This window comes from Xanthomonas rydalmerensis, assembly GCF_033170385.1.
GTDB classification, from domain to species: Bacteria; Pseudomonadota; Gammaproteobacteria; order Xanthomonadales; family Xanthomonadaceae; genus Xanthomonas_A; species Xanthomonas_A rydalmerensis.
Genome location: NZ_CP126170.1, coordinates 4896253 through 4909525 on the forward strand (window position 1 = coordinate 4896253; position 13273 = coordinate 4909525).

Consider the following 13273-nt stretch of genomic DNA (forward strand, 5'->3'; position numbering starts at 1 on the left):
ACCGGGCATTATGCGGTCACAGCCCCCCATGGCGGAAATCGGGGCCGGCCGCGGCCGCCGCTCAACCGCGCTCGACCACCACCAGGTGGCGGTCGGCGCCCAGGCCGGGGACCTGCAGCGGGTGCACCGTCGGCGCCACCCAGCCCGGTGGCAGCGCGGCGATCTCCTCGTCCGGGCGTACGCCCTTCATCGCCAGCAGGCGCCCGCCCGGGCGCAGCAGGTGGCCGCCGACGGCGACGATGCCGGCCAGCGTATCCAGCGCGCGCGCGGTCAGCAGGTCGTAGGCGCCGGGCTCGTCCAGCGCCTCGGCGCGCGACTCGGCCACCCGCGCGTTGTCCAGGCGCAGCTGGCGCACCGCCTCGCGCAGGAACCGCGCCTTCTTGCCGTTGCTCTCCACCAGGGTCACCCGCAGCTGCGGCCGCGCGATCGCCAGCGGGATCCCGGGCAGTCCGGGACCGGTACCCAGGTCGGCCAGCGCGCCCTCCTGGGCGAACGGCTGCATGGCCAGCGAATCCAGCAGATGGCGGGTCACCATCTCGTGCGGGTCGCGGATCGCGGTCAGGTTGTAGGTGCGGTTCCAGCGCGTCAGCAGCGCCAGGTAGGCCAGCAGCGGTGGCGCCAGCGCGGCGGCGTCCAGGCCTTGCGCGTGCAGGCCCTGCTCGAGCGCGACACGGACGGAATCGGGAAGAGAGGCATCGGTCATCGGCGGATTATCGCAGGTGGCGCCGCTGCCCGAGACGCGCGCTGCGCTAGGACGCGGTCTCGACCGGCACCTCCGCGCACCAGGCCAGCGCGGCCCGATAGCCGGGTGCGGCCTCCCATTCGTACAGGTGCCAGGCCTGGGCCGCGCCCAGCCCCGGGTCGCACCAGACCAGGCGCAGCGCGCCGGCGGCATCCTCGGCAAAGCGCAGCCGGTGCAGGCCGAAGGCGATGCCGTGGCCGTGCGCCTTGAGCAGCGCCTCCTTGGCGCACCACAGGCGGAAGAAAACCGCCTCGCGTTCCGGCGCCGCCAGCGCGGCCAGCAGCGCGACCTCCTCCGGGTGGAAGAAGCGCTGCGCCAGTTCCAGCAGGCGTGGCCGCGGCCGCTGGCGCTCGATGTCCACGCCCAGCCGCGCGTGCGTGGCGACCGCCACCAGCAGATAGCCGCCGCTGTGGCTCCAGCCGGTGTCCACGTGCGCCAGCGGTGCGTGCAGCCCGGGCCGGCCGCGGGCGTCGCGGCGCAGCGGCAGCTGTGCCGCCGGCACCGCCAGCTCCCCGGCCAACAGGCGCCGCGCCTGCGCCTCGCCGGAAGTGCGCGGCGGATGCGGGCGCAGCCACAGCGCCACCGGGCCGACACGCCAGTCCGGTGCTTCGGCGGCAACGGCGACAGGCGGGGGTGCGGACTCGCTCACGCCGTCGCCACAAACTGTAATGGCCACTGCGCGGTGCCGCCGGCGTTATACGGCCGCTTCACGACGGCGCTCCTTAAATGGCGCCCACCCCACCGCTTCTGGTGCGGACCGAACCGAGGAGTCTGACGCATGGGCATCATTATCTGGTTGATCGTCGGCGGCATCGTGGGCTGGCTGGCCAGCATCATCATGCGCCGTGACGCACAGCAGGGCATCATCCTGAACATCGTGGTCGGCATCGTCGGCGCGCTGATCGCCGGCTGGCTGTTCGGCGGCGGCATCAACCAGGCGATCACCCTGTGGACGTTCCTGTACTCGTTGATCGGCGCCATCATCCTGCTGGCGATCGTCAACCTCTTCACCCGCGGCCGCGCGCGCTGACGCAGCGCCTTCGCCGCTTGCGCAAACGCCCGGTTCGCCGGGCGTTTTGCGTTTGCGGCCCCGCTCACGGCGCAACGCGGTCGGCGGGATGGCGTACGCCGTCCTCGACCGGCACCGCAATGGTCAGCGCATACGGGTCCACGCCCTCCAGGCAGCCGACGTTGTAGCCGTACAGGCTGGGATCGGAGCGGCGCCGATGATGCGTGTAGATCCCGCAGGTGCCGCAGAAGTAATGCTGCGCGGTGTGGGTGTGGAACTGGTACAGGCGCAGCGCCTGCTCGCCCTGGCGGACATGCAGGGCCGCCAGCGGCACCGAGGCGACGATGGCACCACGGCGCCGGCACAGCGAGCAGTTGCAGCGGCGCGGGTCGACGATGCCGTGCGGCAGGTCCAGGTCGATCTGCACCGCACCGCAGTGGCAGCTGAGCCGATGCAGCGGCGCGATCGCGGTGTCGCCGACCTTGTCGATGCAGCGGCGCACGTGGCGCTCGCTCACGCCGCCGGCTCCAGCTCGACCCAGGCCGGCGCATGGTCGCTGGGGCGGTCCCAGCCGCGCGGCTCGCGGTCGATGCCGGCGCCGCGGGTGCGCGCCTTCAGCGCCTCGGACACCAGGGTCAGGTCGATGCGCAGGCCCAGGTCGCGGCGGAAACCGGCCTGGCGGTAATCCCACCAGCTGAAGATGCCGCCGTCGGCGTGGTGCAGGCGGAAGCCATCGTGCAGGCCGAGCGCGAGCAGCTTGTGCAGGGCACCGCGCTCGGCGGTGGAAGTGAGGATGTGGTTGTCGCTCCACACCAGCGGATCGTGTACGTCGCGCGCGTCCGGGGCGATGTTGAAGTCGCCCAGCACCACCAGCCGCGGATGCCGCTGCAGCTCGTCGGCCAGCCAGGCGTGCACCGCTTCCAGCCAACGCAGCTTGTAGGCGTACTTGTCGGTGCCCACGTCCTGGCCGTTGACCACGTACAGATTGACGATGCGCAGGTCGCCGACGGTGGCGGCGATGGCGCGCTTCTGCTCGTCCTCCAGGCCCGGCACGCCGATCTGCACGTCGCTGATCGGCAGGCGCGACAGGATCGCCACGCCGTTGTAGGTCTTCTGCCCGGCGAACACGCTGCGGTAGCCGGCCTCGGCCAGCGCGGTGTCGGGAAACTTGTGGTCCTCCAGCTTGGTCTCCTGGATCCCGACCACGTCCGGCGCGAACGCGGCCAGCCACTGTTGCAGGTGCGGCAGGCGCACGTTGAGCGAGTTGACGTTCCAGCTGGCGATCTTCAAGAGAAATCCGGGACGGGGAAGCCGGCCGCTATTCTGACCGCAGCCGCGGCGCCGGCCAAACCGCGGATACCAGGCCGTTCAGCGCCGCGCGCAGCACTGCGCGAACAGCGCCGGCGCCAGGTTCAGCGCCTGCTGCCGTTGCGCCTCGTTCAAGCCGTCGAGCAGTTCCTCGGCGCCGAGCGCCTGCTCCGGCGGCGGGAACGGTCGCTCCGGCGCCTGCCGCGCGGCCAGTTGCCAGGCCGCGGCGTACGGCGGATCGGCCACCGCCAGCCAGGGCGCACGCAGCAATTGCGCCAAGGCGTCGATCGACGTGCGGTCGCCGTGCAGCGCGCGATCTTCCAGTTGCGTCACCACGTCCTCGGCATCGCGCTCGTCGGCGGCCGACAGCGGGGTGCGTTGCCCGTCCGCGTCGACACTGCCGGCCCGCGCCACCAACTGCGCCACCCGCTGCGCCAGCAACTGGCGTTGCGCATCGGCATCGCCGCGCGCGGCCGCGCTGCGCAGCATCGCCTCGATCTGCGCGGCATCGAACCCGGCAACGCCACGGCAGGCCGCGAGACGTTGCCGCTCGGCCGCCCGTCTCGCCGCAGCGGCCGCGGCGTCCTCGGCGTCTGCGCCCGGCAGCAATGCCGGACGGGACGGCGGCGCTTGCGCGCGTTGTCGGCAATCCAGCGCCAGCAGCGCGGTGGCGGACAGGCGCTGCGCCTCGCTGGTGCCGGCCGCCAGCGCCGCATCGGGCGGCGTGGTCGCGGACGTCGGCAGCGGCGACGATGCTGCAGACCGCGGCGGCGACGGCGCTTGCGCCTTGTTCGCGGCAACGGCCGGCGCGGCCGTCGGCTGTATCAGTTTCGCCGCGAGCGTGAGCGCGGCCACCCCCACCACCACCGCGCCGCCGAACCAAAGCAGCGCACGCCGCATCCCCGCCATGCTCAGTGCGCCGCCGCCGTGTAGGCGTCGCGGTCGAACGCCATCGGCTGCGCCTGGCGCAGGCGCTGCATGGCGTCGGCCGCGGCCTGCTCGCGCAACTGCAGGTCGATCTGCCCGCGCACCGCCTCGAAGCGCGCCGCGGTCTTCGCATCCAGGCGGATCAGGTGATAGCCGTCGGGTCCGCGCACCGGCGCGGAGACCTGCTCCACCGCCAGCCGGCGGATCGGCGCATCGAACGCATCGGCCAGATAGCGGCCGAAGGTCGGCGACAGCTGCCCGCCCTCGCCGGCGGTGGCGGTGTCGTCGGACTCGTGCATCGCCAGGGTGGCGAAGTCGGCGCCGCCATCGAGCTGGCGCTTGAGCGCCTCGGCGCGCTGCAACGCCTGCGCCTCGGTCAGGATGTGCCCGCTGCGCGGCCCGCCCTGCGGGTGCAGGGCGACGAACAGGTGGCGCAGATGGTATTCGGTGTAGTCGTCCGGATGCGCGGCGAACTGCCGGCGCAGCATCGCCTCGTCGATGTGCGCGTCGGCGCTGAGCCGCGCCTGCGCGGCCTCGGCCAGGATCGCATCGGCGGCGCGGCGCAGGCGCGCGGCCACCACCGGGTCGTCCTGCAGATGCTGTTGCCGGGCCTGGTCGAGCAGGATGGCGCGGTCGGCGAAGCGGCGCACCACCGAGGCATCGTCGATGCCGGCGGCGCCGCGCGTGGCGTCGCCGGCCAGGGCGCGGTATTCGCTGGCGGTGAACTGCTGCGCACCGACGCGCAGCACTACCGGGTCGGCGGTGGCGGTCTCGGCGGCCGGCGCGGCCAGGACGGCGAACGCGGCCACCGCGCACGTGACCAGGGTGATGGACCTGGCCACGGCGGACGTTGCGAAAGACAGGGACATGCGCTTCTCCAGGAGTGAAGAGGGCGGCACGCGACGCCGGAGCGTCGCGGCCGCAACGAGGCGGCCGACACGGGGCCGGCCGCCAGGACCTGCAAGGACTCAGTCGTGCTTGCCGCGCGCCTTCAGGTACGCGATCGCCGCCTTCGGGTCGTCGGTGGTGATCAGGCTGAACGCCTCCTGGTTGACGATGAAGTTGAGATCGCCACGGTTGTCGGCGGTGTCGCGGCCGCCGGAGTAGGAGAAATAGAGGTCAGACAGCTGATAGCAGCAGGCGCCGCTGTTCTGGTAGAACTTCCCGGCCAGCGGGCTGTCCGGAATCGCCTGGAACACGCCGACGCGCACGCCACGCTCGCGCACGCGGTCGGCCTGGCCCTGCAGCAGGCCACCGAGCTGCTTGACGTTGATCTCCATCGCCTCCTTGGTATCGCTCCAGGCCGATATGGCGTTGTCGACATTGATCTTGGTCAGCATGTTGGTGGTGAACACCGGAATGCCGACCATGCTGGTGGTGTCGGCGCGGAACGCCGAGCGGCTCGGGTACAGGGTGGCATTGACCTTGGCCGCGACGAAGTTGGACGCACCCACTGAGAACGCGGCATCGGCCGCACGCGACACCGCACGCACCGAGGCGGCGTCCTTGATGTCGAACACGATCGGGGTCTTCAGGCCGTGCTGCTTGAAGTAGGAGAACAGCTCGTCCACGCGCGGCACGTGGTAGCCGGTAGTGGTGCGGCGGTCGGGGGTCAGCAGGAACAGGCCGCTGACCACCGACCACGGGGTCACGGTGATCGACGGGTTGTAGCCCTGGTTGCTCATCGGGTCGTACTTGGTTTCGCCGGCACGGCTGGTCCACACGTTGGTGGTGCGACCGAGGTTCCAGTCGTGCAGCACCACCGGCACGCCGTCGCTGGTCATCTTGATGTCCAGCTCCACGCCGTCCATGCACTGGTCGTTGGCCAGCTGCAGCGAACCGCGCGAGTTTTCCGGCATGTCGGGGAAGTTGCCATACTTGCCCCACAGACCGCGGTGGGCCAGCACGACGCTGTCGCCGCTGCTGTCGCCGAACAGGATGTTGCTCATCTTGGTACCGACGGTGTCGTTGCAGTTGGCCATCGCCAGCTGCGGCACGACGGCCAGGGTCACCAGGGCGCCGAGCACGCGGCAGGCGCGCGCCAGGGGCGAGGGAACGAATGCGATCTTCATTGGGCTGCGTCCGGTTCTGAAGGAAAGGGGGAGACACGGGGGGGACGAGCGCCGGTCAGGTCGACGCATGGCGGCATCTCGTGTGTTGCGCTCCGCACGGACGTCTCGCGCAGGAGCCTGAGCCACCGTGATCGGCGGCGGCGTCGGGCGAGAACCTAATAACTTACTGTGAATTATTTATTTCCAGGGTGCGACCCGGTGCGGGACTGTGGACTGCACCCCGATTTGGTGCAGTTTCGGTCCCGCGATGGGCCCTGGTGGCGGGAGTTCGGACACCGCCTTGTGCGCGCGCTGCCGTCGGGAGCGCGCTAGCTGCATCGAGGACGTGCCGGTCGCGGCTGAAGCACGCCTCCAGTCATCGCCGCTGTTGCCGCGACATGGCGAGACACGTGGTTACGTTGTGGGAGCGGCTTCAGCCGTGACGAGGCGTTACCGGCCAGGCTGTCGCGGTGAAGCCAAACCCGCGCGCACGTGCCCTATCGCCCCGCCCTGCACCCGCACCTGGACGTCGGCTGCGCCCCGCTCACCGCACCAGGAACGAGAGCATGCGCGCGATCCGCGCATACGGCGGTTTCAGCAGGTCGCTGCCGGCGCGGCGCGACTGCCACAGGACCGGCAGCGCCTTGCTGAAGGCGTCGAAGCCGGCACGACCGTGATAGGCGCCCATGCCGCTGGGGCCGATGCCGCCGAACGGCAGCGCGTTGGCGGCGAAATGCAGCAGGCTGTCGTTGACGGTGACCCCGCCGGCGAGGGTGGCGTGCAGGATGGTCTCGATCCGCGCGCGGTCGTGGCTGAAGGGATACAGCGCCAGCGGCCGGTCGCGGCTGTTGATCTCGGCGATGGCCGCATCCAGGGAGCGGTAGCTGCGCACCGGCAGGATCGGGCCGAAGATCTCCTCCCGCATCAGCAGCGCGTCGTCGCCCGGCTGCAGCACCAGCGTGGGCACGATCAACCGCTCGCGCTCGGCACGTTCGCGTTCCACCGTGGCCAGTTCGATGACCTCCAGGCCGCGCGCACGGGCATCGTCCAGATAGCTGCGCAGGCGCCGGTACTGGCCCTCGTTGACGATGCGGGTGTAGTCCTCGGCGCTGGCGAAATCGCCGTAGCGCGCCAGCACCTGCGCACGCAGCGCCTGCACCAGCGCCGCCTCGCGGCCTGCGTCGATCAGCACGTAGTCCGGGGCGATGCAGGTCTGCCCGGCGTTGAACCACTTGCCGGTGGCCAGGCGCGCGGCGGCCTGTTCCAGTGGGTAGTCGGCGCAGACGATGGCCGGCGACTTGCCGCCCAGTTCCAGGGTCAGCGGGGTCAGGTTGGCGGCGGCGGCCGCCATCACCTTGCGCCCGACCGCGGTGGAGCCGGTGAACACCAGGTGGTCCAGCGGCAGCGCGGCGAACGCCGACGCCACTTCGGCACCGCCCAGCGCCACCGCCACGCGCTGCGGCGGGAACACCTCGGCCAGCAGCGACTGCAGGAACTGCGCGCTGCGCGGGGTGTGCTCGGAGGGTTTCAGGTAGACGTGATTGCCGGCGGCGATGGCGGTGGCCAGCGGGATCAGCGCCAGGTTGACCGGGTAGTTCCAGGGCGCGATCACCCCGACCACGCCGACCGGCACCGGCCGCACTTCCGCGCGTGCCGGCCACAGCCGCCAGCCGGCGCCGACCCGCTGCGGGCGCATCCAGCGCTTGAGGTGGCGCAGCAGGTGGTCGATCTCGCCAAGCACGGTCATGCCGTCGGCGAGCAGCGATTCATGGCGCGAACGGTGGCCGAAATCGGCGGCGATGGCATCGGCCATCTCCGGCAGCCGCCGCTTCAGCGCCGCGCGCAAGCGCAGCAGGTCCTCGCGGCGCTGCGTCCGCTCCGGCTTGGCCGATTGCCAGGCCGCGCGCAGGCGCTGCAGGGTGACTGGCAGGGCGGCCAGCGGCGTGTCGGCGGAAGCGGCATCGGCAACGGGGGTCGGCATGGGCGCACTATACGATGGCGGTTGCGGGTGTCGTGCGCGTCAGTCGCAGGGCAGCGGCACGACCGAGACCCTGAGGTTTCACAGCGGGTCGCGTCGGGACTGAAGTCCCTCCCACAAGGGGCGCGCCAGCATCGCCGCGGACTGAAGTGCCACCTGTGGGAGGGACTTCAGTCCCGGCCCGATGGAGCTGGGCACGCGAGACGCTGTGCTCCGGCTACGCCGGTTCTTCCAGCAACCACGCCTGCAACTGCGCCAGCGAGGCGACTTCATGGTGCGGCACGATGCCCTCCGGCGCCGCGGCGCCGTGCGCATTGAACCAGCAGGTGTGCAGGCCCGCGGCCAGGCCGCCGCCGATGTCCGCCTGCGGGTTGTCGCCGACCATCAGCACCTGCGCCGGCGGCGGATCGCCCAGTTGCGCCAGCGCGTGCGCGAAGATCCCTGGGTGCGGCTTGGCCACGCCCACCACCTCGGAAATGGCGATGACCTCGAAGCGATCGTGCAGGCCGGTGCGTTGCAGGCGCGCGTTCTGCAGTGCGCCGAAGCCGTTGGTGACCAGGCCGAGGCGGGCGTGGCCGCGCAAGGCGTCGAGCAAGGCCACCGCCCCGTCCAGCGGCGTGCACAGTTCGGCCATCGCCGCCAGGAACGCCGTGTTCAAGGTCTCCGGCTCAGTCTGCAGGCGCTGCGCCCAATCGGCGAAACGGCGCTGCTGCAATTGCAGCGCGGTGATCGCGCCGTTCTGGTACTGCACCCACAGCGGTCGATTGCAGGCGGTATAGGCGGCGTACTCGGCTTCGCCGAACTGCACGCCGTAGCCGGCGAACATGCGCTGCAGGCCGGCGAAGGCGTCGAAGTGGAACAGGGTGTCGTCGGCGTCGAACAGGATCCAGCGGTAGCGCATGTGGCGGCACGACGAAGGCGGCGGGCGCTCATGGTAGCGCCGCCTCGCCGTGCAGACGACGACGCCGGCCCTCGGGCCGGCGTCGTGTGCGGCAACTCAGTACCGCGCTGCCGCCTGGCGCCGTCATCCGCCCGTCCGTGCCAGGTCCTCGACCAGCAACTCGTAGGCATCGGCGGTGTTGCGCTTGAGCGTATAGGACAGCGCCCGGACCTGCCGCTCGCCATAGGCATGGTCGTCGGTGCCCCGCACCACCGCCCAATGCGACGCCTCGTGAACCAGGGTCCCCGCCTGCTCCACCGCATCCAGGGTGAAGTACGCCGCGCACAGGTAGATCCGCTGCGGATTGTTCGGCCACACGTACGCGATCGTGTCCTCGGCCTCGTGCTCGTCGAACTCGAACGCAGCCTTGCGGTCCAGCCGCTGCAACGCCTCGACGATCTGTCGGTAGTCTCGACGGTAGCCGTCCAGATGCGCGGGGGTGCCGCGGCTGTCGAAGTGCTTGCCGACCAGGCCGGCGAGCGCCTGATCGGACAGCCCGAGGACGTGGTTGCAGAGGGCCACGGCGTTTGCCAGCGCTTTGTCGGCGACCTTGAATTCCTGCGGATTCAATGGGCGTGTCATCGTTCTGCCTCGTCATCGGCCACATGGCCGTGACGCAAGCGTGCGGCGACCAGCACGAGCCGGCACTCGGTCAGCGCCTCAGATCGGCAGGCGCAGATGCTGATGCCAAAAAGTCACGATCGCTCCAACGCAGAACGCCGGCACGAGGCCGGCGTCCTGTCGATGACCGCCGTGTCGATGGCTCAGTGACCCGACCCCCGCGAGGCGCCCAGCCCGGTCTCGGCGCGGATCTGCTGCGCCTTGAACGCGGCGCGTTCCTTGCCGGCCTGCGCGCTGCGGTCCAGCACCGAGAACAGCCAGATGCCGACGAAGCCGATCGTCACCGAGAACAACGCCGGCGAGGTGTACGGGAACGGCGCCGAGCCGGTCGGGTTGCCCAGCGTGTCCACCCACACCGACGGCGACAGCACCGTCAGCACCAGCGAGGAGATCAGGCCCAGGAAGCCGCCGATCACCGCGCCGCGGGTGGTGCAGTCCTTCCACAGCAAGGACAGGATCAGCACCGGGAAGTTGGCCGAGGCGGCGATGGCGAAGGCCAGCGACACCATGAAGGCCACGTTCTGCTTCTCGAACACGATGCCCAGCAGCACCGCGATGATGCCCAGCGCGATGGTGGTGACGCGCGACACCTTCAGCTCCGAGCCCGGGGCCGGATTGCCCTTCTTGATCACCGTGGCGTACAGGTCGTGGGACACCGCCGAGGCGCCGGACAGGGTCAGGCCGGCGACCACCGCCAGGATGGTGGCGAAGGCCACCGCGGAGATGAAGCCCATGAACACGTTGCCGCCCACCGCGTTGCCGACCAGCACCGCCGCCATGTTGGCCGCGCCCTTGCCGCCGTGGATGGTGCCGGTGGCGACGTCGGCGAACTGCGGGTTGGTCAGCACCAGGGCGATGGCGCCGAAGCCGATGATGAAGATCAGGATGTAGAAGTAGCCGATCCAGGTGGTGGCCCACAGCACCGACTTGCGCGCCTGCTTGGCGTCGGGGACGGTGAAGAAGCGCATCAGGATGTGCGGCAGGCCGGCGGTGCCGAACATCAGCGCCATGCCGAAGGAGATCGCCGAGATCGGATCCTTGACGAAGCCGCCCGGGCCCATGATCGACAGGCCGGCACTGGCCGCCTCTTCCGGCGAGGCGCCGCCGTTGGCCGCCACTGCGGTCTTCACCCGCACGCCCTCGGCGAACAGCGCCTCGAAGCTGAAGTTGAAGTGCCACATGATCGCCACGGCCATGAAGGTCACGCCGGTCAGCAGCAGCACCGCCTTGATGATCTGCACCCAGGTGGTGGCGGTCATGCCGCCGAACAGCACGTAGACCATCATCAGCACGCCGACCAGGCTCACCGCCACCCAGTAGTCCAGGCCGAACAGCAGCTTGATCAGCGCGCCGGCGCCGACCATCTGCGCGATCAGGTAGAACAGCACCACCACCAGCGTGCCGGAGGCGGCGAAGCTGCGGATCGCGGTCGGCGCGAAACGGTAGCCGGCCACGTCGGCGAAGGTGTACTTGCCGAGGTTGCGCAGGCGCTCGGCCATCAGGAAGGTCAGGATCGGCCAGCCGACCAAAAAGCCGATGGCGTAGATCAGGCCGTCGTAGCCGTTGGTCATCACCGCCGCGGTGATGCCCAGGAACGAGGCCGCCGACATGTAGTCGCCGGCGATCGCCAGGCCGTTCTGGAAGCCGGTGATGCCGCCGCCGGCGGTGTAGAAGTCGGATGCCGAGCGGGTCTTCTTCGCCGCCCATTTGGTGATCCACAGCGTGCCGGCGACGAAGAAGGCGAACATTCCGATCGCCACCCAGTTGGTCGGCTGCTTGTCGGTCTGGCCGACATCGCCGCCCGCGGCCAGGGCCGCGCCGGCCGGCAGCAGCGCGGCCAGCAGCAGCAGAAGGAAGCGCAGGTGCTTGCTCATTGGCGGGCGTCCTCGAGGATGTCGGCGGTCAGCTGGTCGTACACGGTGTTGGCGCGACGCACGTAGATCGCGGTGATGGCGATGGTGAAGACCATCACCCCGATCGCGATCGGAATGCCGATGGTGGTGACGCCGCTGCCCATCGGCTGGGCCAGGAACGCCTTGTCGAAGGCGATCAGGCCGATGAAGCCGAAGTAGGCCAGCAACATCAGGATGGTCAGCGTCCAGCCCAGTGCGTTGCGCTGGCGCTTGAGCGCGTGATACTTCGGATTGGCGTCGATCTTGGCGATCAGCGCGTCGTTGGAGAGGGTCATGTGGTGACTCCGGAAAGTGGCCGCGGCGCGGATCAGAAGCTGTATTTGGTGGTGAACTGCAGGCGGGTGATGTCGCCCTTGGCGCCGCTTTCGATCTCGCGCTTGCCGTACATCAGCTCGGCGCCGATATCGACCTTGGGCAGCGGCGAGTAGAAGACGTTGCCGCGGATGCTCTGCACGCTCTTGGTCACGCCCAGGCCGGTGCGCGCGGTGTCGTTGTCGTAGTCGCTGCGCGCATAGATCAGGTTGGTGCGCAGCTTGGGCGAGAACGCGTGGCGCCAGCCGACATAGCCGGCGACCACCCCGACCGTGTCCAGGTCGCGGTCGGCGGCGTCGTACACCGCGTTCTGGGCGATGCCCAGGCCGATGTAGCGGCCGATGCCTTCGCCGCCGGTGAGCTGGTAGAACAGGCTGTCGCTGTCGCTGGCCACCCACTTGCCGCCCAGGGTCAGGCCGCCGGAGGCCTTGCTGGCGTCGGCACCGGTGGCGCGGTTGTCGACCTTCTGCTGGCCGACCACGCCGGCGACGCCGAAGCTGCCCCAGTCGCCCTTCCAGCCGTAGCGCACGGTCAGGTCCGGCAGCGCGCCGCGGTCGGAACTGGCGGTACTGACCACGCCGGCCACGCTGCGCGTGTACAGGGTGGTTTCCGGGTTCTCCAGGGCGATGCTGAAGCCGCCGTTGGTGTAGCGCACCTGCGCCTGGCGCACGAACACCACGCCATCGGTGGGGCCGATGAAGTCGGCCGCTTCCGGCAGCGCCGCCGGATCCATGAAGTTGGACCAGGTCTGGCCGGCCAGCCAGTGGTTCCAGTACATGTAGGCATGGCGCAGGGTGGCGCCGTAGGTGTTGGTGGCGGTCTGGGTGCCCAGGGAATTGCCGAAGAAGTCCAGCTCCACCAGCGCGCCGGCCTTGTTGCCGCCTTCGGTGACGCTGTCCACGCCGAAGTTGATCCGCGAGAACTTGGCGTGGGCGTTGTAGTCGGTGCCGGACTTGGCGCCGCCCACCGGAGTCTGCCCGGGCAGGTACAGCGCGCGGCCGGTGGCGTCGTCGGCGAGCTGGCCGTCGCCGGTGCGGGTGGCCAGGAAGTCGGCCTTGATGAAGCCACCGACCTTGAAGGTGGTGCCGGGCGTGGCCCCCGGGGTGATCGTGGTGACCTGGATCGGCGCCTTGCCGGCCGGCGGTGTCGGGGGTGCCGGCGGCGGCGCGGCCTGGGTCGAGCGGACCGCGGCGACCTCGGTCTGGGTCTGCGCGATCTGCCCCTGCTGCTGTTGCTGCGCGGACAGCAGTTGTTGCACCTGCCGCTCCAACTCGGCCACGCGGGTCTCCAGCGCCTGTTCGCGCGCCGAGGGTTTGCCTTGGGCGAAGGCCGCGCCAGGCGCGACCAGGGCCACCAACAGCGCGGCCGCCAACGGGCGACGCGCCAAGGATGCGATGCGGTTGCTCATTACTCCCTCCCGAATAATGGATCGCCGCGCACACAGGCGCGGCCGAACCGCAGCGTGCGCGACC

General features: G+C 70.3%; 14 protein-coding genes. 1 reads left to right on the forward strand and 13 read right to left on the reverse strand.

Annotated features, from left to right (window positions below; genetic code table 11):
• Positions 1 to 61: 61 nt before the first annotated feature.
• Entirely contained in the window at positions 62 to 703 is a 642-nt protein-coding gene (gene rsmG / locus QN245_RS20950; protein ID WP_184646748.1) for a 16S rRNA (guanine(527)-N(7))-methyltransferase RsmG, read from the reverse strand.
• 46 nt (positions 704 to 749) lie between these two features.
• Positions 750 to 1391 (reverse strand): 4'-phosphopantetheinyl transferase family protein, encoded by a 642-nt coding sequence (locus QN245_RS20955; RefSeq protein WP_317844145.1) that lies wholly within the window; start codon positions 1389 to 1391, stop codon positions 750 to 752.
• Between the two features lie 129 nt (positions 1392 to 1520).
• On the opposite strand from QN245_RS20955, the gene QN245_RS20960 reads away from it, so the two are divergent.
• The gene (locus tag QN245_RS20960) at positions 1521 to 1772 is read left to right on the forward strand and encodes a GlsB/YeaQ/YmgE family stress response membrane protein (protein ID WP_017908994.1); all 252 of its coding nucleotides are present in this window, start codon (positions 1521 to 1523) and stop codon (positions 1770 to 1772) included.
• A gap of 64 nt (positions 1773 to 1836) precedes the next feature.
• On the opposite strand, the gene QN245_RS20965 is transcribed toward QN245_RS20960, so the two are convergent.
• From QN245_RS20965 to QN245_RS21015, 11 genes are all read right to left on the reverse strand, one after another.
• Positions 1837 to 2268, reverse strand: a complete 432-nt coding sequence (locus tag QN245_RS20965; protein ID WP_317844146.1) for a GFA family protein — start codon at positions 2266 to 2268, stop codon at positions 1837 to 1839.
• A complete protein-coding gene (gene xth, locus QN245_RS20970) occupies positions 2265 to 3041 on the reverse strand; it encodes an exodeoxyribonuclease III (RefSeq protein WP_317844147.1) in 777 nt (258 codons plus the stop codon). The genes QN245_RS20965 and xth overlap by 4 nt, the downstream gene beginning before the upstream one ends.
• A 78-nt stretch (positions 3042 to 3119) precedes the next feature.
• On the reverse strand, positions 3120 to 3959 hold the full coding sequence (locus tag QN245_RS20975; RefSeq protein WP_317844148.1) for a hypothetical protein: 840 nt from the start codon (positions 3957 to 3959) through the stop codon (positions 3120 to 3122).
• A gap of 11 nt (positions 3960 to 3970) precedes the next feature.
• Positions 3971 to 4855 (reverse strand): peptidylprolyl isomerase, encoded by an 885-nt coding sequence (locus QN245_RS20980; protein WP_317844149.1) that lies wholly within the window; start codon positions 4853 to 4855, stop codon positions 3971 to 3973.
• 99 nt (positions 4856 to 4954) lie between these two features.
• A complete protein-coding gene (locus tag QN245_RS20985) occupies positions 4955 to 6058 on the reverse strand; it encodes a glycerophosphodiester phosphodiesterase family protein (RefSeq protein ID WP_317844150.1) in 1104 nt (367 codons plus the stop codon).
• 523 nt (positions 6059 to 6581) lie between these two features.
• A complete protein-coding gene (locus QN245_RS20990) occupies positions 6582 to 8018 on the reverse strand; it encodes a coniferyl aldehyde dehydrogenase (protein WP_317844151.1) in 1437 nt (478 codons plus the stop codon).
• 214 nt (positions 8019 to 8232) lie between these two features.
• Entirely contained in the window at positions 8233 to 8916 is a 684-nt protein-coding gene (gene yjjG, locus QN245_RS20995) for a pyrimidine 5'-nucleotidase (RefSeq protein WP_317844152.1), read from the reverse strand.
• A 123-nt stretch (positions 8917 to 9039) separates the two neighbouring features.
• Positions 9040 to 9537, reverse strand: a complete 498-nt coding sequence (locus tag QN245_RS21000) for a M35 family metallo-endopeptidase (RefSeq protein WP_317844153.1) — start codon at positions 9535 to 9537, stop codon at positions 9040 to 9042.
• Positions 9538 to 9719: 182 nt separating this feature from the next.
• A complete protein-coding gene (locus tag QN245_RS21005) occupies positions 9720 to 11450 on the reverse strand; it encodes a cation acetate symporter (protein WP_184448904.1) in 1731 nt (576 codons plus the stop codon).
• The gene (locus QN245_RS21010; protein ID WP_160969548.1) at positions 11447 to 11764 is read right to left on the reverse strand and encodes a DUF485 domain-containing protein; all 318 of its coding nucleotides are present in this window, start codon (positions 11762 to 11764) and stop codon (positions 11447 to 11449) included. Before QN245_RS21010 ends, QN245_RS21005 begins: the two co-directional genes overlap by 4 nt.
• A 32-nt stretch (positions 11765 to 11796) precedes the next feature.
• Positions 11797 to 13209 (reverse strand): DcaP family trimeric outer membrane transporter, encoded by a 1413-nt coding sequence (locus QN245_RS21015; protein WP_317844154.1) that lies wholly within the window; start codon positions 13207 to 13209, stop codon positions 11797 to 11799.
• Positions 13210 to 13273: the final 64 nt, after the last annotated feature.

Coding starts and splice junctions, on each gene's coding strand:
- QN245_RS20985 (WP_317844150.1), bottom strand. CDS start 6,058: ATGAAGATCGCATTCGTTCCCTCGCCCCTGGCGCGCGCCTGCCGCGTG.
- QN245_RS21005 (WP_184448904.1), bottom strand. CDS start 11,450: ATGAGCAAGCACCTGCGCTTCCTTCTGCTGCTGCTGGCCGCGCTGCTG.
- QN245_RS21015 (WP_317844154.1), bottom strand. CDS start 13,209: ATGAGCAACCGCATCGCATCCTTGGCGCGTCGCCCGTTGGCGGCCGCG.
- QN245_RS21010 (WP_160969548.1), bottom strand. CDS start 11,764: ATGACCCTCTCCAACGACGCGCTGATCGCCAAGATCGACGCCAATCCG.
- QN245_RS20975 (WP_317844148.1), bottom strand. CDS start 3,959: ATGCGGCGTGCGCTGCTTTGGTTCGGCGGCGCGGTGGTGGTGGGGGTG.
- rsmG (WP_184646748.1), bottom strand. CDS start 703: ATGACCGATGCCTCTCTTCCCGATTCCGTCCGTGTCGCGCTCGAGCAG.
- QN245_RS21000 (WP_317844153.1), bottom strand. CDS start 9,537: ATGACACGCCCATTGAATCCGCAGGAATTCAAGGTCGCCGACAAAGCG.
- QN245_RS20980 (WP_317844149.1), bottom strand. CDS start 4,855: ATGTCCCTGTCTTTCGCAACGTCCGCCGTGGCCAGGTCCATCACCCTG.
- yjjG (WP_317844152.1), bottom strand. CDS start 8,916: ATGCGCTACCGCTGGATCCTGTTCGACGCCGACGACACCCTGTTCCAC.
- QN245_RS20990 (WP_317844151.1), bottom strand. CDS start 8,018: ATGCCGACCCCCGTTGCCGATGCCGCTTCCGCCGACACGCCGCTGGCC.
- QN245_RS20960 (WP_017908994.1), top strand. CDS start 1,521: ATGGGCATCATTATCTGGTTGATCGTCGGCGGCATCGTGGGCTGGCTG.